The sequence below is a fragment of the Dokdonia pacifica genome (assembly GCF_900188275.1).
GTDB classification, from domain to species: domain Bacteria; phylum Bacteroidota; class Bacteroidia; order Flavobacteriales; family Flavobacteriaceae; genus Dokdonia; species Dokdonia pacifica.
Genome location: NZ_FZNY01000006.1, coordinates 257,839 through 281,407, shown reverse-complemented (window position 1 = coordinate 281,407; position 23,569 = coordinate 257,839). Strand labels below are relative to the sequence as shown.

Below are 23,569 nucleotides of genomic sequence, written 5' to 3'. Positions count from 1 at the left end.
TGGGTTTTTATATTAGAAAAAATCAACAGGTATTAAGCAAGCATTAATACTGGATTTTCAATATATGTTTTTAATGTTTGTAAAAACTGTGCTCCTGTTGCACCATCTACAGTACGGTGATCACAGGCCATTGTTAACTTCATGGTATTTCCTACTACAATCTGGCCATCTTTTACAACTGGTTTTTCTACAATAGCCCCTACCGATAAAATCGCTGAATTAGGCTGATTGATAATAGATGTAAAATCAGTGATACCAAACATCCCAAGATTAGAAATTGTAAACGTACTTCCTTCCATCTCCGGGATAGTTAATTTTTTATTACGTGCTTTTCCAGCAAGTTCTTTTACCTCAGCATTAATTTGTGGTAATGATTTCTCATTTGCAAAATTAACTACAGGCACTACCAATCCATCAGGAACAGCAACTGCCACTCCAATATGTACGTGATGATTTAATTTCATCTTATCATCAAACCACTGAGAATTTACTTGAGGATGTTTCTTTAATGCTATTGCAGTTGCCTTTACAATCATATCATTGTAAGATATTTTTGTGTCTGGCAATTGATTAAACTGTTTTCTAAATGCAATTGCATTTTCCATATTAAACTCCACATTTAAGTAATAATGTGGGGCAGTAAACTTAGAATTAGAAAGTGCTCTTGCAATAGCTTTACGCATTTGCGAGTTAGGCACTTCTTCAAAGCTTTCTTCTCCTGTAGCTACAAATGGTTGCACACTTGCTCCTGCACTAGCAGCGCTTGGTGTAAAGTTTTCTACATCTGATTTTATAATACGCCCATTCTCTCCTGAACCTTTTACTTGTGCCAAGTTAATACCTTTATCTTCGGCTATTTTTTTAGCAAGTGGAGAGGCAAATATACGTCCACTACTAGTGGTTGTTGGAGTTGTTGCTTTTGGCGCTTCAGCTTTAGATGCCGCAGCCTTTGGCATCTCCTTTTTAGGAGCCTCTACCTTAGGTGTTTCGGCAGGAGTTTTAGAAGCTGACGCTCCAGACACAAAATTTGCTACCACACCAGAAACATCAGTTCCTTTAGGTCCTAATACTGCGAGTAGTGCATCTACTTTTGCAGTAGCCCCTTCTTCAAGTCCTATATGGAGTAATGTCCCTTCGTTAAAAGATTCAAATTCCATAGTCGCTTTATCAGTCTCTATCTCTGCTAGAATATCTCCTTCTTCTACAGTATCGCCTACTCCTTTTAACCAAGTAGCAACCGTACCTTCTTCCATGGTATCAGAAAGTCTAGGCATCGTTACAACAACAACACCTTCTGGAATTGCGGGTGCATCTGTAGTTGTTTCTGTAGCAGGAGTTTCAGCAGCAGTTTCTACAGCCTCTTCTGTTGTATCTTGAGCAGGAGCTGTTTCTCCATTTAATAATGCAGAAATATCTTCTCCTTCATCACCAATAATAGCCAATAATTTATCTACTTGCGCAGTTTCTCCTTCTTGAATTCCTATGTGAAGTAATGTCCCTTCATAAAAAGATTCAAATTCCATGGTTGCTTTATCAGTCTCTATCTCTGCTAGAATATCTCCTTCAGAAATAGTATCACCAACTTTTTTTAACCAAGTTGCAACCGTACCTTCTTCCATGGTGTCGCTAAGTCGCGGCATGTTTATTACTTGAGCCATAGCTTATAGTTTATGAGGTAAAAATGGATAATCTTCTTGTTCGTATACAACATCATACATCACATTCTTCTCTGGGAATGGACTTTCTTCTGCAAACTTCTCACATTCTGCAACGCGTTCTTTTACACGTTTGTCCATCACTTTAATTTCATCTTCTGTAGCATACCCTTCTTTTAATAAAATATCTTTTACCTGCGTAATAGGATCTATTTTCTGGTATTCTGCCACCTCTTCTTTTGTTCTATAGTGCTGTGCATCACTCATAGAGTGACCTCTATAGCGGTATGTTTTTAATTCTAAAAATGTAGGACCGTCACCTCTACGTGCTCTGTCTATAGCTTCATCCATAGCTTCTGCTACTGCTACTGGATTCATAGCATCTACAGGACCACAAGGCATTTCATAACCTAATCCTAATTTCCAAATATCTTCATGGTTTGCCGTACGTGCTACCGACGTACCCATAGCATACCCGTTATTTTCTACACAGAAAACTACAGGTAATTTCCAGTTCATTGCCATATTGAAAGTCTCATGCAAAGAACCTTGACGTGCAGCTCCATCTCCAAAGAAACATAATGTTACGGCCTCTCTTTTATGGTATTTATCACCAAAAGCCATTCCAGCTCCTAATGGGATTTGCCCCCCTACAATACCATGTCCTCCATAAAAGCCCTTTTCTTTTGAGAAAATGTGCATAGACCCACCGAGACCTTGAGAAGTTCCAGTAGCTTTTCCATACAATTCTGCCATTACACGTTTAGGATCTACTCCCATACCAATAGGTTGAACGTGATTACGGTAGGCAGTAATCATTTTGTCTTTGCTTAAATCCATCGCGTGTAATGATCCTGCCAATATAGCTTCTTGACCATTATAAAGGTGTAAAAACCCTCTTACTTTTTGCTGGATGTATACTTGAGCTAGCTTATCTTCAAACTTACGCCAGAAGAGCATTTCTTCGTACCAATTGAGATACGTTTCTTTAGTGATTTTCTTCATCTATAACGAGTATAAAAATGGCTCTACAAAAAAGCCACTAACAAAAATAAGGTATTAGACAGATACCGCAAAAAGGGTTTTGAATAAAAGTTACGAAAACGAAATAGTAATTGTCTTCATCTTACTTATTTTGTTAAGATAATTGTAATATTTTGGATATACGCTTTCGCGAAAGCGCACTCATGAAGAATATAATTGGCAAACCTATTTTTTTAAAGGTATTTAGATGTAAATAGTAACGGAAGTAAATTCTCTAATGAATCACTTTTCCATACCTCACCTTGATCTCCCATAAAATAGATAGGAATCGCCTCTCCTTGTCTAATCTCATATTCTGCAATAGCTTGTCTACAAGATCCACATGGAGGAATAGGTTGAGAAGTTACTTTATCTTTTCCTCGTGCACTAATTGTTATTGCCTTTATGGTAGTATTTGGGTATTGAGCTGAAGCATAATATATGGCAGTACGCTCTGCACATAAACCCGAAGGATAGGCTGCATTTTCTTGATTACTCCCTCTTACTATCTCACCATTTTCTAGTAAAATAGCAGCACCTACATAAAAATCAGAATATGGTGCATAAGCAGTATCTCTTGCAAGAATAGCTTCTTGCATCAATGAAAAAATCGTTTCTGGAAGCTCATCTATAGATGGGTACACTTCCAAAAACGATTCGATCTTTATTTTTTTCATACGTATTTACCGTTTACACGGAAATATTATTTCTAGTATTCATCATACTCATCTCCAAAATGGAAGGTAAGTCCAAAACGTAATGTGTTTTCCAATGGACTACGCACAGATCCTGTAGAGAAAAGATACGATAAATCAATATCAATAGCATTAAATTCAAATCCAGCTCCTAAGGTAGCAAACTTACGTGCTCCTTTAAGGTCACTTTCATTAAAATATCCTGCACGTAATGAGAATACATCATCATATACATACTCTGTTGCTAATGACCAAGTAAATTCTTTTAGCTCTTCACTAAATCCATCTGGCGCATCACCAAATGATTGGAAGATTCCTTGAAAGAAACTCACATCATCATCTTGTCCAGCAATTATATTACCTTCTCCATCTCTAATAGGAGGTGTAGGCACTAATAATTTATTGAACTCTAATCCAACAAATACTCTATTATATCCATCTAAGATAAAATCAAATCCTCCACCAAATTTCAAATTAGTAGGAATAAAATCATCATCATTATCGGCATCACTATAAGATACTTCTGGGCCTATATTAGAAATATTGAATCCAGCTCTCCAACGACCATCAAAACTGTTATATGTAATTTCTTCAGATTGATAATATCCTGAGATATCAACTCCAAAAGACCCTGCTGCTCTTGCATCTGGATCTAATTGCTGGATTCTAAGATCACTTCGTAAATAACGTCCCGATACTGCCATTGAGAAACGCTCACTCAATTTAAGTGCATAGGTTGCATCTAATGTAAATTCATTAGGACGGATATCTAATCCTGGATCATTAGGACCTGTAGTGGTCGTAATAGTTCCTAAACTAAAATATCTAAGACTAGCTCCAAAAGCACTTCGCTCATTAATACGATTTGCATAGGCAGCTTGTAAAATAGCAATATCATTTACTAAATTTCCTAAATAAGGTGTATAATTAACTCCTACATTATGCTTTCTATCTAAAAAGGCGAGTTTTGCAGGGTTCCATTGCACCCCATATACATCAGGGCTTGTTGCTACTCCTTGTTCTCCAAGTCCTGCAGCACGCGCGTCTGCAGCAATAACTAAGAATGGGACCGCCGTTGTAATTGTATTAGGCTCGTCTTGGGCTTGCACCGTTGCATTAAAAGCAAAACATGCTCCTAAGCACAGCATCATCATTTTCTTCATAAAGATTTCAAATTTGAACAAATATAGACTTTTTATAGATTTATATTTTATAGAATTACAAGCTTTTCAAACTTTTCTACTCGCTTGTTAGTTAACGTAGAATTTACTGTTATCTTATATACGTATACTCCTTTTCCTATCGCCTGACCAAAATCATCTAATCCATCCCACACAATATCTCTAGATAAGAAGCCTTCATTTATGACAGTTTGGTTAATTGTTTTCACTACTTTTCCGCTCACTGTAAATATTTGAACCTGTACATCAAGGGGTTCAAAAGGTCTATTGTGATTGAACCAGAATTCCGTATAATTTACAAAAGGATTCGGGTAATTCAGCACATTTTCAAGTTGCAATTCTCCATCACCTACAACTACAAACTGTAATTCTGCTCTAGAAGAATTATTATACACATCCCATGCTATAAAAGTGAGTGTATGCAATCCTTCTTCTAAATCTCGAAGTCTTCTAGTAGCAGTTCCTCTTGTAAAATCATCTACTTCGGTTTCATAAAAATCATTCATAATAAGAGGATTTGTCTCATCACCATCTAGTATGGCTACAATATCATGACCAATTCCTCCTGCCGTATTAATCCCGTTTTCATCTTCTAATTTTGCTAGTATAATTGGAGAGTCATCTGTGATACCACCATTAACAAAACTTTCATCATTCATAAACAATCGAATACGAGGCCCTAAGTTATCTGGTGGCGCATCTTCATTAAGACCACCTATAACAATATCTCTATTTACACCTGCCTGATCTTCTAAAACTCCTAATCGTTCTGAATAAAAGTTTAATCTTCCTTGTCCGAGTGGAATTGCCGTATCTCGTGGCATAATAAATTCAAACTCAAATTGACCATTAACAACAGATGCTTGTCCTCTGTATAATACTGCTCCTAGTGTTTTAAAGTCGAGTAATAACAAATCTCCATTGGTATCTGTAGTTCCGTCATTTCCTAATGTTTGACGCTGTATATCTTTATCATATAAAGTAACTGCAAGAACACCTGTATAATTAGAAATTACTTGGCCTTGTTCACTGGTGACGATCCCGTTTATCTTTACTCGATCTAAAGCTCTTAGTGTAGGAAGATCCTGCCCTACTGGAATATCATTTACAGCAGTTAGACGGACATCAGGCCTTGGAAATGCCAGACGCATGGCTGGATCTCCTAAAAAGAAAATTACTCTACGTTGACCATTTGCCACTTGATTTTTTGCTCTTCTTACGTGTTCTGCTACACTAACAAGATTACTATTATTAAAACCAAAAATTTCTGCAGCTATCTCGTCATTAAAATCTAACCCGACACTAACAAAAATTTCTCTTGTTGTTGCAACCATAGCCACCACCCCTCCTTCGGGACTCCAGATAAAACCTTCTCCACCTGTAGGACGTAATGGATTATCAAATTTTGTAAACTCACAAGTTACTGTAACTAGTAATGGAAGTCGTTCATCATTCGCAAGTTCATCTACTTCATTTTGTGTGATAATTGCCTCGGAAGCTAAAAGCTCCTCTCCTCCATGACCTAAATATGTAACAACTAAAGAACCAACTTCTAGGGCATTCGAAATCGTCTCATTTACTTGAGGATAGCGATCTCCACCCGCAGAAGATTGTTGCTGAAATGCATCACTATGTATTTTTATAACATTGGTAGAAGGTCTCTGGTCTTCAATTTCATCACTTAAAGCATCCAGATTTACTTGTAATCCAAAATGAGCAACTCCAGGCTCATCTGCATCATCAGAAATCATCACCAAATTATTACGCCAACGACCATATGATTCTCTTGCATCATAATTTATAATCTTATCCACTACAGTAGCAGCTAGTGATGGTGTATCTGCTATAATGCGTCCCACAGCAATATCCAATCGATCATTGGCTCCAGAAGGATTTGGATTTCCATTTCCTGGACTCTCAACAAATCCTTCATTGGGGTCCATAAATCCATAAAAATCATCAGACATAATAGAGGTAGCTAGACTAAAACTCTGAAATGTTTGAAAAGTTGGGATGATATTATTATTACCAAAGAGTCTGTCTTTATAATCTACAGAGCCATCTCCAAATAAGCATAAATACTTAATTCTATTTTCTTCGGAAGATGCATTATCATATATATACTTTACAAAATTACGGATCGCTCCTATGTCTTGACTTCCACTTCCAAACTCTTCATAGATTTCAGTAAGTGTCACTACTTTTACATTAAGACCTCTGAAATTTCTATTGTGCGCTGCCAATCGCTCTGCTTGTGGACGTAATAAATCACCAGTAACCATAAGGTAATCTACATCTTGAAAATCCCCATTGTCATTTTGAAAAACTGTTCCTTTTAAGTCTTGATTGGCTACCCTTGTATTATTACTTTCTCTAAAAGGGGTAAAATAATCTGACGGAGTCACTGCCACAAAACGACGTAATGTTCCTAATTGACTTCTAAATCTAACCTCTCCTTGACCTCCATCATTTATGGTGGTCGTTATAGAAGTTTGATCAGTCACGTCCCATATTTGAGTATAATCACTTGCATTACTAAAAACGTATTCCCCTAAGCCACTTAAAGTAGCTGCTTCATTTTTCTTAAAATTAATTTGCTCTCCAGTACCTTGAAGTGTTCTAGGCACGTCTAGACTTATATAATCTAAATATCCTAAACTAGAAGGATTCCCTCCATTATTATAGGTAAGCGTTATCGTTACATCCGGACTAGAGATAGGAATATCTACCTCAAATGTTCTTCCTTGTGCTAATTCTATATTATTTATAGGTAGTAGTATTGCTGTACCTACAGAAGAACCATTTACAGCAATTTCAAAAGATGTTTGAGATTCGGATGCGGCTGCGAGAAGCACTCTCAATTTAGCAACCTGACTTGTTACTACATTAGGAAAAGAAAACTCAAAAGTTTGTTCATTTTCGATATTAAATTGCTCTCCAAACCATCTACGACCTACCAAAACAATATTTTCTAAGTCTTCTTCATGAAATTGATAGTCATCAAAGGTTGTAAACGTCGCGTTAGGTGCTCCCGGAGGTTGACTCATAGGTTGTACTCGTAAGCCTTCATTCCCTCCTGCGGTAACATAATAATAAGATCTGTCTGTATATGGATTGACATTGGTATTTAATTCTTCATGAAATTTTCGAGAACTTTCACCAAAAAAGAGAATATGATCATTTCCATTAAAAGATCCATCTTCACCACCTACCACTTGTATAGGTATTTCTCGTAAATCAAAGACCTCATCACCGTTATCACTATTACGAAGAGGTAATGGCGAGCCTCCAAGTCCATATACTTTTATGGTTTGTGGGTCGATACCATCAAGTGACATCCCCATACTTTGTAAAAAATTACGTGTGATTTGATGAACCCCTGTTTCTTCTACATAAAATTTATAATAATCACCACTTGCTAATATTGAGTTTGTAAGTGGTATGGAGGATCTTGTGTTATACGCTTTCGCGAAAGCGTATGTAACCGTAGCACTTTTAATACGTTTATACTGACCGTTTTCAACAATAAAAGGCGTTACATTTAAAACAGCATAATTTTGATCTCTTGCCCGCCCTGTTTGTAATGAGTAGGATACTTCTGAAGTAATACTATTCCTATTTAATTTAGATAATTGAGAAGCGGGTAAGGATTCATATACAACATCTTCTAGACGTACGCTTGTTTCTAAAACAGGTTGATTCACTTCCCATTGCGCTAAATAACTCCATGAACCATCTTCATTTTGAGAAAGCTCTAAAGCGCTATTTAATGGAGCATTTGCATCTGTTAGTATTTCTTCCCAATCTAACGTCAATCGCATTTCTTGAGAAAAACCAAAGGAGCAAATAAAAAATAAAAGTATAGCGTAGCGTATTTTCATCATATATCGTAACGATAAATGCTAATCAATAGTATCAAAAAAGGTGATATTTTGATTATTTTTTTTTGTTTACAATAATAAAGAATAAATACCTACGTTACTAATGGGTTGACTAAAACCACTAAAAAATAAATTTGATGACCGCTTTTAATAAATTAATATTGTCATTTTCGTGTTAATTGTTATATTGCGATCCCAAATCTACTTAAGCAAAAACCGATGAAATTAAATCTTGCTCTAAAAATCTTTGCTGTAGCTGCAGTATCCTTAACCGTTGCTAGCTGTAGTAAATCTAACAACTACAAAGACAGCTCTCGAGGCACCGGGTGGAAAATCGATGGAAAAGATGGCGGCTTTAAAGCCAATACAGATTACACTGAACAAGCGACTGGTCCTGGGCTAGTGTTTGTTGAAGGTGGAACTTTTACTATGGGAAAAGTTCAGGATGATGTTATGCATGATTGGAACAATTCTCCAAATCAGCAACACGTTCAGTCTTTTTACATGGATGAAACTGAAGTAACCAATGTAATGTATTTAGAATACTTAGATTGGATAAAGAAAGTATTCCCACCTACAGATGAAAATTACCGTAATATCTATTTAGGTGCTCTACCTGACACTTTAGTATGGAGAAATCGTTTAGGATTTAACGAAACGATGACTGAAAACTACCTACGTCACCCAGCATTTGCTAATTACCCTGTTGTAGGTGTAAGTTGGCTACAAGCTGTAGAATTTTCTGATTGGAGATCAAATCGTGTAAACGAGTTAATTCTTGAAGAACAAGGATTTACTGCTCGTGGAGCACGTAATGATGTAGATGCTGCATCAACATTCGACACAGAAACGTATTTAAACTCACCTACTCTTACCTACGGAGGAAGCGATAGTCTTGCAAGAGGCGGAAGAGCGAGTGAGTCAAGATTAAGAAGAAATGAAGACAGTACTAATATATATGTACAGCGTAAGGATGGTATCCTTTTACCAAAATACAGACTCCCAACAGAAGCTGAGTGGGAATATGCTGCATTAGGACTTTCTGAATTAAGAAGTTATAATGTATACAGAGGACGTAAAAAATATCCATGGAATGGGTCTTATACTAGATCTGCTTCTCGTCGTACTCGAGGAGATCATTTAGCTAACTTTAAGCAAGCTGACGGAGATTACGGAGGAATCGCTGGTTGGTCTGATGATAATGCAGATATTACTGCTGAAGTTCAAACGTATGAGCCAAATGATTTTGGATTATACGATATGGCTGGTAACGTTTCTGAGTGGGTTGCTGATGTATACCGCCCAATAGTAGATGACGAGTTTAATGATTTTAACTATTATAGAGGTAATGTATATACTAAAAACGCAATAGACGAAGAAGGAAAGGTTAGAGTTATAACTGTAGATTCTATTGTATATGACACATTAGCAAACGGAAAAGTAGTGGCTAGAGATTTACCTGGAGAAATTCTTCAAATACCTGTAGATGAAGATGAAACTTATTTACGTACGCAATTCTCTCAAAGTGACAACCGTAACTTTAGAGATGGTGACAGAAGATCTACACGCTACTTTGAATCTTTTGATGAAGATGAAGATGAAAGTGAAGTACCTGCTATGTATGATGCTCCTAGACATAGAGTCGAAAAAGATAGTGCTGGTGCATTAAACCGTGAGTTTGATGAGTCTAACAATAGAACAACTCTTATTAATGATGAAGTAAGAGTATACAAAGGAGGATCATGGAGAGATAGAGCTTACTGGTTAGATCCTGCGCAACGTCGTTTCTTACCACAAGGGATGGCTACTGACGATATTGGATTTAGATGTGCTATGTCACGTGTAGGTTCAAAATCTAAAAGCGGAAAAAGAGCTAGATAATATTAGCATAAACATATTTAAAAAAGCCCTCTTGTAGGGCTTTTTTAATACCATAAATTATGAACATAGAACAACTACATCATCTGTTTTTGCAAAGCACAGGAGTATGTACTGATACTCGAAAATTAGAAAAAGGTCAACTATACTTTGCATTAAAAGGAGCTAATTTTAATGGGAATCATTTTGCAAAAAAAGCAATAGATCAAGGAGCTACATATGCGATCATTGACGAGAAACAAGAAAATCTTGACAATGCAATTATAGTAGAAGATGTATTACAAACACTACAAGAACTTTCTACTTATCATAGATTATATCTAGACATTCCTATCATCGCACTTACGGGTAGTAATGGAAAAACAACTACAAAAGAGCTCATCAATGCTGTGTTATCTCAAAAGTATTCAACTACTGCTACAGTAGGGAATCTTAATAATCATATTGGAGTACCACTCACTCTATTGTCTATGACTAAAGCAACAGAAATAGGTATTGTAGAAATGGGTGCAAATCACCAAGGAGAAATTGCCGCATTAAGCGAAATTGCACAACCAAACTTTGGGTACATCACAAATTTTGGAAAAGCGCATTTAGAAGGTTTTGGAGGTGTAGAAGGAGTTATTAAAGGAAAAAGTGAATTATACAAATACATACGTAAAACTAATGGTATTGTATTTATAAATAAAGAAGACCCCATACAAATAAAACAATCTGCAGAGATAGATAGCAAAACATTTGCGCCTCATAATGCAGACTATAGTATTGCATTCAAAGAAGCATCGCCATATGTGCAACTAGCCTGCAATAATCTTACTATACAGACGCAATTAACAGGTGCTTATAATGCTATAAACGTTGCAGCAGCCATTGCAATAGGATCATATTTTTCTGTAAATATAGAGGCGATAAAACTAGGTATCGAAAATTATATCCCTGCAAATAATAGATCTCAGATTATTAAAAAGGAGAATAACAATACTATTATTTTAGATGCGTATAATGCGAACCCTACAAGCATGGAAGCTGCATTAAATAACTTAAGCAAGCAAACCTCAAAACATAAAATAGCTTTTTTAGGAGATATGTTTGAGGTTGGAGAAACCACAAATCAAGAACATCAGCACATTCTTAATTATGCCAATTCATTAGCTATTGATCAAGTATATGCCGTAGGACCTACTTTTGGCATTTCGACACCTGAGAATAATACACAGCATGTATTTCTGACATATAACGCTTTCGCGAAAGCGTATAAAAAAAATATCCCATCAGATACCACTATACTCATTAAAGGATCCCGCGGTATGGCTATGGAACGTGTTTTAGAACTCATCGAATAATAGTGGGTCATACTGGATTCGAACCAGTGACTTCTACCCTGTCAAGGTAACACTCTGAACCAACTGAGTTAATGACCCATATATGTAAATTTAATTAAAAAAGAAGGTTTAAGACGCCTTATGAGTGTAATGAATCTCACTTTGATCCCGAATAGTAGCAGCTGCTTGTTCTGCTGTGATATCTCGTTGCGGGTTTGCAAATAATTCATAACCAACCATAAATTTCTTTACTGTCGCAGATCTCAATAATGGTGGATAAAAAGACATATGCATATGCCATTCAGAATATTCTTTCCCATCGGTAGGTGCCTGATGAATTCCAGAAGAATAAGGAAAAGAGGTTTGAAAAATATTATCGTATTTAATGGTAAGTCTTTTAATTGCTTCTGCAAAACTCTTTTTTTCTTCCTCAGTCAAACCTGTAATTGCAGTTACTTTTCGCTTTGGAATAATCATGGTTTCATAAGGCCATATTGCCCAATAAGGGACTAAAATGACAAAGTGCTCGTTTTGAAAAATGATACGCTCTTTTGCTTGAAGTTCTTGCTTTATATAATCTTCTAGAAGAGATCGATTATTTTTTTTCCAATAAGATAATTGTCTTTCTGTTTTTTTAATTACTTCTTCAGGAATTGTGCTCTGAGACCAAATTTGACCATGTGGATGCGGGTTACTACATCCCATAATAGCTCCTTTGTTTTCAAAAATTTGCACATGATTAATTTGTTGTTTATTTCCTAATACATCATATTCGTCTTGCCATAAAGAGATCACTTTTATAATATTTTTTACTTCCATAAGAGGCAAGGTTAAAGAGTGATTTTCTGAAAAACAAACTACTCTACACTCTCCTAGCTCACCTTTTGCTTGTAGCAAACCATCTTCTATCATTGATGTAGATGTGTCTGAAAGTAAAGCCGCAAAATCATTTGTAAATGCATAAGGAGCTTTGTAATCTGGATTTACAACGCCTCCTGCTCTCTCATTACCAGGGCACAAATAACAGTTTTTATCATATGCTACTGTCGCCAATAATGAAGGCTCTTCATTTTTACCTTGCCACGGTCGTTTTGTTCTATGCGGAGATACAAGAATCCATTCTCCAGTTAAAATATTAAATCTTCTATGTGGTTGTTCCTGTAAAGACGCCATATTATGAATACATTGAAGTTCCTTGACTAGGAACAGTTACAAATGAAGTTAATGCAATACCAAATTTTTCTTTATACGCTTTTGAAGCTTCTTTAACAAAATCATCTACAGCATTTTTATGAATTAAATTGATGGTACACCCACCAAAACCACCGCCCATCATCCTTGAACCAAGAATTTCTTTATTAGTTTCAGAAAAATCTACTAAGAAATCTAACTCAGGGCAACTCACATCATATTGATATTGCAACCCTCTATGAGAAGCATACATCAACGAACCAAATTGCTTTAAATTTCCTGTTTTCAAACACTCAACTGCGGCTAAGACACGTTCATTTTCTTCTAGAACATAAGCAGCTCTTTCATAATGATTTTTTGACAATTGATCTTTATATTGTTGTAATTGCAAGAATGTGACATCTCGTAAAGAAGACACATTATTACTATCTTTTCTAATCGTATTTACAACAAATTCACATTCTTCCCTACGTGTATTATATTCACTAGAAGCTAGATTGTGAGATACATTTGTATTTAAAAGAACAATGACATAGGGATCAAAACTTGCTTCTATATATGAATGCTTATTAATTAAACAATCTAAAAGTAATACAGCCCCTTCTTTACTTTTCATAACAGCATATTGATCCATAATACCGCATTTAGTCCCTACATACTCATGCTCTGCTCTTTGTGATATTTCTATCATTTGTAATGTAGAAAGGTTCAGTTTAAAAAGTGCATTAAGCCCATATGCAATGCCGCATTCTAATGCCGCAGAAGAACTCACACCACTTCCCAATGGAAGATCACTATCTATAATACAATCAAAAGCGCCTATACCACTAATTATTTTTTGCATTTCTGCAACGACACCTACAATATAATTCTCCCAAGTAGCTTCTCTAATAGAAATTTTATCAATAGAGAAAGTGAAAAGCTTTTGATATGTAGTACTTAAAATAGTGCACTGGGTTTTAGACACTGATTTCCTAAAAGAGAATGTAATCTTCTTATCGATAGCAGCAGGAAGTACAAAGCCATTATTATAATCAGTATGTTCGCCAATAAAATTAATTCTACCTGGCGACATAACTTTTAATTGACTTTCAAAAGAGTTTAAGAAAGAAGCTATTTGTTTATTCATAATCATAAATACTAGATTTCAAAATCTGTGCTACTCTAGTCTACTCACAAAAATAACAAACCTATGCAATAAAACGATCTACAATAGCTATTAAAGTTTGAATATTCCTTATTTTAGAAAGATATCAATATAGAATTTCTAGTTTATTTTGAGTTATACTTATTAAAATAATACTTTAGCAAAGTATCTTATATCATACCTTATGTCTTCGTTATTTGAAAAAATATATGATTTACAACATATCCCATCTATTTCTAAGCATGAGCAGATTGTTCATGGGATTATGAATGCTATAGATGCTGGTGTTCTCACTGTGGGTGATAAACTACCCTCTATTAATGTAATGGTTGCAGAAATAGGTTATGCTCGCAAGACCATTGTAAAAGCATATACAGAGTTAAAAGAACGAGGACTTGTAGAATCTAAAAACCTAAAAGGGTATTTTATAATAAGTCAAGAAACAAATACGACTTTAAAAGTAGCATTGATCCTATTTGCATTTCATAGTTTTCAGGAAGATTTTTACAACACTTTTAGAAAAGAATTAGGCAAGCGGTTTCAAATTGATGTTTTTTTTCACCATAACAATCTAAGCCTTTTCAAAACGATCATGGATAATATTAATCGAAAATATGGTGCATATGTAATTGCCCCTATTCAAGATCCTGAAGTTATCCCTCTCATGGAAGCCATACCATCTGATAGACTTTTAATTGTAGATCGATATTTAAAATTACCACCAACCTATTCTTATATAACACAAGAATTTGAGGAAGTAACCTATAAAAAATTAGTAGAACTTGCGCCTCGTCTTAAAGAATATGACAAAATGATCCTATTCTTTAAAGCAAATACAGACTTACCAAAAGGAATCTTGAAAGCATTTCAACGATTTATAACAGATTATAATATTAAAGGAGAAGTTTTCCCTGATTATCGATCTAAATTACTTAAAAAAAGAACTGCTTTTTTCACTATTGCAGATTCAAGTCTCTGGCAAATTCTAAAAGATGCTAGAAAACTCGAATATAGAATTGGACAGGATATCGGAATATTAGCCCACGATGACAATATTGTAAAAGAAATTGCATTCGGAGGAATATCAACAATCTCTACTGATTTTACCTTAATGGCAAAAAAGGCAGCTCTATATGTAAAAGAGGGTACGCCTATTCAAGAAACTATCCCTACTCACTTAAGTCAAAGAAATTCTCTATAAAACATAATAGTAGGGTAAAAACACAACGTATTCGCTATTTTTTCCTACAGAATACAATTATTATATCTACATATAAATATGGTTAATATTGCCATATTATCATTTTTTTAATACTTAATTATTAAAAATAGAAAAAATACTGTACTTTTGAAAAGTAGCATAGAGTATCATAGCATGATAAATGTTACAAATTAACCAAGCATGTATAATCAATTTATAAAAACCAATTGTATGAATCTAACAAAACTCAAACCCATTGTTACGCTTCTTCTGGTCATCATTTCTAGTTGTTTGTATGCACAACAGACAATAACTGGAACTGTGACTGAAGAATTAGGACCATTACCTGGGGTAAATATTCTTGTTAAGGGCACTCAAAATGGAACAACTACTGATTTTGATGGTAATTATACACTTTCAAATGTTGCAGATGATGCCATCATTGTATTCTCTTATACAGGTTTTACTACAAAAGAAGTACCCGTAAATGGACAAACAACCATTGACATCGTAATGCAAATAGATGCCGCAGCTCTAGATGAAGTAATTGTTGTAGGATTTGGATCTCAATCCAAACGAGATGTTACAGGTGCTATTTCACAAATAAAAACAGAAGATATTGCACAAGTTGTAACTGCAAACCCTACCTCTGCCCTACAAGGTAAACTAGCTGGTGTGCAAGTTGAAACCGCTGGAGGTGCTCCAGGGAGCCCTGCCAATGTTTTTGTACGTGGTGTAAGTTCTTTAACCAACTCTGCGCCTTTATATGTAGTAGATGGAGCCATCTCAGACAACATTAATTATTTAAATGCCAAAGACATTGTAAATATACAAGTGTTAAAAGATGCAACTTCAGCCGCAATTTATGGATCTCGTGCAGCAAATGGAGTAGTTATTGTAACAACTAATAGAGGGAAAACCGCTACTGCCACTACCGTAAATATTGATATAAGAAGCGGAGTTAACACCCAAGGAAGAACACTAGACCTATTAAATGGCCCTGAATATATTGCCTTTCTTAATCAACGTCTCATTAATGATGGACTTGAAGGAAATATAGCAGACCCAGGAATCAATACTGATTTTCAAGACCTAACCATCAATTCAGGCATTATTCAAGATTATGGATTTAATGTATCTGGAGGGGGTGAAAATTCAAGATTTTTCTTTAGTGCAAATTATTATGATGAAGAAGGTTTATTAATTAGTGAAGATTTTAATCGTAAAAATATACGTTTAAATAGTGAATTTAATTTAGGCAAGTTAAAAATTCAAGAATCATTTGGTTTTTCTGAAAACCGCTTTACTCGAAACAATGCATTTGGTAATCAAGGAGGTACCGTACCAATTATCAGAGCAAATGTTCCTGAAAATCTAGGAGGCTTTGAAGCTGTAGATGGAAATGTTTTCGGTGTTGGAGGAGCTAATAAATTTGCGCAAGCACAACTTGTTAATGACCAAAATACAGAACGTAACTTCTTAGGAAACCTAAACTTTTCTTATGAAATTATAGAAGGACTTACGGCCAAATTAAATATTGGTACTGAGTACACTAGTTTCTATAGAAATACATTCCAACCTATTTTCAACTTAGGAGGACCAACTTTAGATTCACCTGTATTTGATCAAGTATTTAATCTTAATGCCCTCAATGACTTAACAGAATTTAGAGGAGAACGTTATGCAACCAATGTCGAACCTACTTTAAATTATAAGAAAAGTGTTGGAGATCATAACTTTGATGTCTTATTAGGAGGTGCTCGTCAAGATATTACTGATAATAGTATTGCTATATATGCAGAAGGCTTGCCAAGTAATAGTATTACAAATATTGCACAGTTTGCTGATAATATTATCAACTCTGGTGGAGGTCGTTTTGATAATAAACTTTTCTCTGTTTTTGGACGTATCAATTATAACTTCAACAAAAAATACCTGTTCACAGCTATTGTACGTCGTGATAGAACCTCACTATTCTCAGATGGATTTAATGAAGGAACATTCCCTTCTTTTTCTGCAGGTTGGGTAATTAGTGATGAAGATTTCTTTAATAAAGATGGATTATTTAATAATTTAAAGCTTAGAGCTGGATACGGAGAATTAGGTTCGCAAAATGTTCCGCCATTCTCAAATCAATCTGTTGTAGGGTCTACCTCTCCTATCACTGTTGGCGGTATTTCAGGACAAATTCCAGGTTTTGCAATTACATCTATTGTAGACCCAACTTTAAGTTTCGAAACCTCTACAACAGTTAATGTAGGAATAGACGCTGCATTACTTGATAATGATTTAAAGTTAAGCTTAGATTATTTCAATAGAGATAATGATGATGTGATACAAGCAGTTGCGATTCCAGATTCAAATGGGTCTGTAACTCCAGTATTTCAAAATGCATCATCCATCAATAATAAAGGATTTGAATTTGAAGCACAATATCACTATGATAAAGGAGGAGATTTTACTTTTGATGTAGGTTTTAATTTATCTGCCATTAGAAATGAACTTACCAGTTCTCCTAATCCAATTGTAGGACCTTCATATAATGAAGAAGGATTAAGAGCAAATCGTTTTGAAGTAGGACAACCTTTAGGTTTCTTCTTTGGATTTAAAACAGATGGGATTTATAACGATCAAGCAGAGATAGATAATGATCCATTTCTTGCAAATGACCCAGACCGAAGAGCTTTATTACAACCAGGAGATTTTAGAAGAGTTGATATTAATGGTGATGGTCGTATAAATGACGAAGATCAAACATCTATCGGAAATCCTACCCCAGATTTCACATATGGTATTAATTTTTCTGCAAATTATAAGAATTGGGATTTATCAGCATTTTTCAATGGTGTACAAGGAAACGAAATTTATAATGTGACGAAGTTCTTCGGATACTTTTTCTTAGATGACAATAAATTAGGTATTGTACGAAATGCATTTACTCCTCAAAATCCAAATACAAACCTACCTAGAGTATCTGTACAAGATCCTGCTGGAAATCAATTACCTTCAGATTTCTTTGTAGAAGATGGTTCTTTCCTTCGTTTAAAAACAATTGAAGTAGGATATAACTTTACAGATTTTATAGGAAAAGAATGGGTTTCAAATGCTCGTGCTTTTGTAAATGTCCAAAACCTATTTACAATTACAAATTATTCTGGTTATGATCCAGAAGTTGGATCTAACAATGCTGGATTAGGTACAAATCGAGGGTTTTTCGGGTTCAATCCTACTTTTGCTTCTGATGCTGTCTTCGATAGAGGGTTGGATATTAGAGCACAACCAAGACCTCGCACCTTTACAATGGGTATACAAATGTCATTTTAAAAAAATAAAAAGAATACGATATGAAAACAATTAAAAAACTGTTTCCCTTTATAATGTTGCTACTTGCTGTAGTACTCTATTATAGTTGTGATGAGGAAGACCTCAACATTTCAAATCCAAATAATGTAGCAGAACCTGAATTTTTTCAGTCTGAAGCAGATTTTAGACTCGCTGTAAATGGTATGTATCACCCAGTTACTGCCGTTTTCTTCTGGGGACGCGTAATCCATACAGGGGCTATGCTTCGTTCTGATGCATATAATGTGATCCCTTTTCAACAAAATACCACAATGTCTACGCTAGAAGGACAACCTGGTATTTCTAGATGGGCTGTAGATTTATATCCACAATTATATCAATCTATTTCCAGAGCCAATAAAATTATTGAAGAAGATGCAGAGAATGGGGTGCTTTCAGGACAAGTACAAAATGAAATCTTAGGACAAGCACATTTCCAACGGGCATTTTGTAACTGGTATTTATTAAATCTTTTTGGAACTGCTCCTTTAGTGATGCAAACACCAGATCCACAAAATCCAGATGAATTCTTTCCATCAAATGCAACTCCAGCAATGTTTAATGAAGCAATCATTGCCGATTTAACAGAGGCTGTTAATAGATTACCTGACACATGGGGATCTGAAGATTTGGGTCGTCCTACTAGAGGTGCTGCATTAGCATTAAGAGGTAAAACCTACCTATACATGCAAGATTGGGCAAATGCCGCTGCAGATTTAACTACTGTTACTACATTAGGATATTCACTACTCCCAGCTGCTAATTATGGAGATAATTTTTCTTCTGACTCATCAGTCGAAAATAATAATGAGTCTATTTATGAATTACAATATGTAGGACAAGATAACTTTGTATGGGGATCAGATGCGCCTCTTACTGGAACGCAATCAAACTGGCATATCGATTACTCACCTCCTCATGTAAGTTTAGATCAAGGTCACGTAATCAACCCACATATTCGTGACATTTTTGACGCCAATGGAGATACTGTAAGACGTAATGCAACCATGGTATTTGATTATCCAGGAGCAACAGGATATGCAGGAGTTCCTTATTTAGAAGACTTTGCACCTAGTATAGAAACGATAAATGCATTAGGAGTAGAACCTATTTTTTCTGTAAAATATACAGGTATCGAATCAGGATTATCTAGTTCTGCCATTTCTGGGTTTGGAAATGATCTTGGAACTAACTGGCGTATCATACGTTATGCAGATGCTCTACTAATGCTTGCAGAAGCTCTTAATGAAAGTGGCGCTACTGGACAAGCAGTTGGATTTGTAAATCAAGTACGAGATAGAGCGCAAATCAGCGAATTACCTAATAACATATCACAAACAGAATTACGTCAAGCAATAAGAGATGAACGTGTAATGGAGTTAACAGGAGAAGGGCATCGTTTCTTTGATCTTGTAAGATGGGGAATCGCAGACGATATCCTAGGACAAGGATCTACAGTTGCTGGTGGAAATCATCCTAAATCTTTAGCAGGTCCTGCTGCATTTTTTACACCAGGTCAAGACGAAGTTTTATGGATTCCATTAACCGAATTACAAGCAAATCCTAATCTTACTCAGAACCAAGGATATTAAGTGCGTTTTTCTTTTTAATAACAATATTTGAATTTAGTTTGTTTTTAATTTGTCGAGCAGGTCTTATCTTGTGATCTGCTCGACGTTAAAAATAATCCCTTAAACACCCTACAATTTGAAAAATAGCCTGTATATTTTTCTTATCACACTATCTTTCTGGTCTTGCCAAGAAAGAAATTCGAAAACACATCTGTTTTCGTATGTCTCCCCATCACATTCTCAAATAACATTTGAAAATACGATTACTGAGAATGATACTATAAATGCTATCAATTTTCAGTATTGCTACAATGGAGGAGGCGTCGGTATTGGTGATTTTAACAATGATGGTTTACCTGATATTGTATTTACGGGAAATCAAGTATCCAGTACATTATACCTCAATACAGGCGAAATGAAATTTCAAGATATTACTGCGATCTCTGGCATAGCTACTAACAGTTGGACTACAGGGGTAAGTATTGTAGATATCAATACAGATGGATATGATGACATTTATATAAATGTAGGCGGGGTACATTGCAATAATGATTGCCCTAATCTATTATACATAAACAAAGGACTTAATCAAGACGGTATTCCAACCTTTGAAGAAAAAGCAGCAGCGTATGGTCTAAACGATACACAGTACAGCCAGCAAACACTCTTTTTTGATTATGATTCAGATCATGATTTAGATGCCTTTATTGTTAGAAATGGAAACACAAAATACGGCAGAAACAATCCAATCCCTAAAGATAAATTTCCTGAACATCTAAAAGATGTTCTTCTAGAAAACAAAACTCCAGAAGGAGCCTCTCACCCTGTTTTTGAAGATGTATCACTAGAAAAAGGAATCACACACAAAGGCTTTGGGCTAGGTATTGCTATTACCGATTACAACAATGACCTATTGCCCGATATTTACATTACGAATGATTTTATTACAAACGATGTATTATATATAAATCAAGGTGATGCTGCTGGGTACGCTTTCGCGAAAGCGGATACAGATATCCTCACCACGCAAACTTATAATGCGATGGGCGTAGATATTGCCGATATTAATAATGATGCATTACCTGATATTGCTGTTGTAGATATGCTTCCAAATGACTATGAGCGTCAAAAAAAGATGCTTGGTTTCAATAACTATGACAAATTCTTACTCTCTCAACGTAATGGTTACACGCCACAATATGTCCAAAATACCTTACAGATACATAATGGAGTAGCCCAAGGTACTGCTTTGCCTGCTTCTGAAGTTGGATATAAAGCTGGTATTGCAAAAACAGATTGGAGTTGGGCGCCACTTATCGCTGATTATGATGGTGATGGCCAGAAAGATTTATACATTACAAACGGCTATGTAAAAGATATTACAGATTTAGATTTTATCAATTATTCTGGGCAAAATAATGTTTTTGGAACTCCTGAAGCACGCACTAAGAAATTACAATCACTTGTAAATGACCTACCAGGTATTTACCTTCCTAATTATATGTTTAAAAATACCGGAGATATTTCATTTGAAGATGTATCTAATCAATGGATGGAATCAAAAGATTCATTCTCAAACGGCGCTGCTTATGCCGATTTAGACGGTGATGGGGACTTAGATATTATAGTAAACAACATTAATACTGCTACTTTCATCCTTGAAAATCATACAGATAAAAAAGCTATTGATTATATACGTATCCAATTAAAAGGTGCTCCAAAAAACAAAACGGCTATCGGAGCAAAAGTTACCTTGTGGCAACAAGGAATATCACAAACACAGTATCAATCTGTAGTAAAAGGATATCTCTCTTCTGTAGAACCTACTATTTATTTTGGGATAAATACATCGCCAATAGATTCTCTGGAAGTGATTTGGCCAGACGGTAAAGTGTATACTGCTAAAGATATTACTCCAAATATGACTTCTGTTTTAAGTTATAAAGATGCTATAACAGCAAGTGTATCTAAAAAAGAAAAAACGACACTCATACAAAAAAAAGAAGCGATCTTATCCTATACACATACTGAAAATCCAGCAAACGATTTTATACAACAGTCACTACTACCCTCTCAATTTCATGCAAATGGACCAGTCATTATTTCAGGGGATATAGATGGTAATGTAGGTGATGAATTATTTATAGGAGGGAATAGTAAAACCTCAAGTCAGTTATTAAAAGAAGATGATTTAGGAGTTTATAATGTCATTCAAACATTTACTTCAAACTCTGATGTAACCTCAGCACTCTTTGTAGATATTGATCAGGATAGTGATTTAGATTTATATATCGGATATGGAGGTACTGATGCACGAGACTTGCAAGATTATATTTTACTAAATGATGGAAATGGAAATTTTGTTATACCTAAAGAAGTGCGGTTACCAGAAATGGGCATTAATACTTCTAGCGTAAGTAAAATAGACTATGATCAAGATGGGGATGATGATTTGTTTATTACTGGAGGTGTGCTTGCTGGAAGCTATCCTCTTGGAATGGAAAGTTATCTATTAGAAAATAAAAACAAGAAGTATTATATAGCCGATACTATAAAAAGTACTAGCGGTTTTTTGAAAAATGCTATTTGGGCTGATCTCTCTACAAATGGAAATAAAGAGTTGATTACCGTTGGACACTGGAATGGCATCACTGTACACACTATAAAAGACAATACACTAGAACAACTTCCTATACAATTCAAAAATGAAGAAGGGAAAGATGTATCAATGAATGGATGGTGGAATACTGTAAAGAGTTCAGATATAGATAATGATGGTGATATAGATTTAATACTAGGAAACCAAGGTATAAATGGCTTTACAAAACCTACTCAAGAACATCCCGTATATGTATATATAAAAGATTTTGATAGTAATGGTAGTGTAGACCCTGTACTAGCACAATATTTTATGCATCACCAAACCTCAACATTAAAACCTATTCATACAAGGGATGATATTTTTAAACAACTAGTTTCCCTAAAAAAGAGATACGGAACCTACAGTGAGTTTGCTAAAGTAGATTTCAAAACGCTTTTAAACATTCAGGATCTCGATAATGACACATTTAATGCAACAACATTTGAGTCTGTGTATGCAGAAAACATAGGTAATAATACATTTGTTATTCACCCACTTCCTAAAGAATGTCAACGATCTTCCATCAAAGATATTCTGATTGAAGATATTGATCAAGACGGTTATAAAGATGTCCTATTTGTAGGAAACGATTATACCGCCGAATCCAATTATGGAAGGCATGATGCACTAATAGGTGTATTTTTAAAGGGAAGTGATAAAGGATTTACAGTCATTAATAATCAAGAAAGCGGCTTTATAGTACCTAAACAATCAAATCATATCACCGCAGCAATTAGTAAAGAAAAGCAAATACGTATAATAGCCACTCAGCATAACGAAAAGATATGCGTATTTGAAATTAATAAAGGAGATAGCCCGACTATAAATGAATAATAGGCTT

The 23,569-nt window shown here is 35.2% G+C and carries 13 protein-coding genes and 1 tRNA gene; 6 read left to right on the top strand and 8 right to left on the bottom strand.

The features are described from left to right. Positions 1-32: 32 nt before the first annotated feature. From CHB80_RS17905 to porU, 5 genes are all read right to left on the bottom strand, one after another. Entirely contained in the window at positions 33-1,658 is a 1,626-nt protein-coding gene (locus tag CHB80_RS17905) for a pyruvate dehydrogenase complex dihydrolipoamide acetyltransferase (protein ID WP_089372882.1), read from the bottom strand. 3 nt (positions 1,659-1,661) lie between these two features. Continuing rightward, positions 1,662-2,660 carry a pyruvate dehydrogenase (acetyl-transferring) E1 component subunit alpha gene (pdhA, locus tag CHB80_RS17900; RefSeq protein ID WP_089372881.1) on the bottom strand — a complete coding sequence of 333 codons (999 nt, stop codon included), beginning with the start codon at positions 2,658-2,660 and terminating at the stop codon, positions 1,662-1,664. Between the two features lie 212 nt (positions 2,661-2,872). Next, positions 2,873-3,355 carry a cytidine deaminase gene (locus tag CHB80_RS17895; protein ID WP_089372880.1) on the bottom strand — a complete coding sequence of 161 codons (483 nt, stop codon included), beginning with the start codon at positions 3,353-3,355 and terminating at the stop codon, positions 2,873-2,875. 32 nt (positions 3,356-3,387) lie between these two features. After that, complete coding sequence (gene porV / locus CHB80_RS17890) at positions 3,388-4,536, bottom strand: type IX secretion system outer membrane channel protein PorV (protein ID WP_089372879.1); 1,149 nt, start codon at positions 4,534-4,536, stop codon at positions 3,388-3,390. A 47-nt stretch (positions 4,537-4,583) separates the two neighbouring features. Beyond that, positions 4,584-8,438, bottom strand: coding sequence for a type IX secretion system sortase PorU (porU, locus tag CHB80_RS17885; protein ID WP_244905574.1), 3,855 nt, complete (start codon positions 8,436-8,438; stop codon positions 4,584-4,586). A 216-nt stretch (positions 8,439-8,654) separates the two neighbouring features. Here porU and gldJ point away from each other — a divergent pair, with 216 nt between their 5' ends. Then, positions 8,655-10,316: a gliding motility lipoprotein GldJ gene (gene gldJ, locus CHB80_RS17880; protein WP_089372877.1), complete on the top strand. Its 1,662-nt coding sequence runs from the start codon at positions 8,655-8,657 to the stop codon at positions 10,314-10,316. A 59-nt stretch (positions 10,317-10,375) separates the two neighbouring features. After that, positions 10,376-11,656, top strand: a complete 1,281-nt coding sequence (locus tag CHB80_RS17875) for a UDP-N-acetylmuramoyl-tripeptide--D-alanyl-D-alanine ligase (protein ID WP_089372876.1) — start codon at positions 10,376-10,378, stop codon at positions 11,654-11,656. Between the two features lie 3 nt (positions 11,657-11,659). On the opposite strand, the gene CHB80_RS17870 is transcribed toward CHB80_RS17875, so the two are convergent. The 3 genes from CHB80_RS17870 to galK form a co-directional block, all read right to left on the bottom strand. Continuing rightward, positions 11,660-11,734, bottom strand: a tRNA-Val gene (locus CHB80_RS17870). Between the two features lie 30 nt (positions 11,735-11,764). After that, a complete protein-coding gene (locus CHB80_RS17865; protein WP_089372875.1) occupies positions 11,765-12,808 on the bottom strand; it encodes a UDP-glucose--hexose-1-phosphate uridylyltransferase in 1,044 nt (347 codons plus the stop codon). Position 12,809: 1 nt separating this feature from the next. Further along, complete coding sequence (gene galK, locus CHB80_RS17860) at positions 12,810-13,955, bottom strand: galactokinase (protein WP_089373001.1); 1,146 nt, start codon at positions 13,953-13,955, stop codon at positions 12,810-12,812. A 202-nt stretch (positions 13,956-14,157) separates the two neighbouring features. On the opposite strand from galK, the gene CHB80_RS17855 reads away from it, so the two are divergent. The 4 genes from CHB80_RS17855 (at position 14,158) to CHB80_RS17840 (ending at position 23,562) form a co-directional block, all read left to right on the top strand. Continuing rightward, positions 14,158-15,174, top strand: coding sequence for a GntR family transcriptional regulator (locus CHB80_RS17855; protein ID WP_089372874.1), 1,017 nt, complete (start codon positions 14,158-14,160; stop codon positions 15,172-15,174). A gap of 231 nt (positions 15,175-15,405) precedes the next feature. Then, positions 15,406-18,498, top strand: a complete 3,093-nt coding sequence (locus CHB80_RS17850; protein ID WP_179218208.1) for a SusC/RagA family TonB-linked outer membrane protein — start codon at positions 15,406-15,408, stop codon at positions 18,496-18,498. 20 nt (positions 18,499-18,518) lie between these two features. Then, positions 18,519-20,108: a RagB/SusD family nutrient uptake outer membrane protein gene (locus CHB80_RS17845; protein ID WP_089372872.1), complete on the top strand. Its 1,590-nt coding sequence runs from the start codon at positions 18,519-18,521 to the stop codon at positions 20,106-20,108. Between the two features lie 115 nt (positions 20,109-20,223). After that, positions 20,224-23,562 (top strand): CRTAC1 family protein, encoded by a 3,339-nt coding sequence (locus tag CHB80_RS17840; RefSeq protein ID WP_089372871.1) that lies wholly within the window; start codon positions 20,224-20,226, stop codon positions 23,560-23,562. The last annotated feature ends 7 nt before the right edge of the window (positions 23,563-23,569 follow it).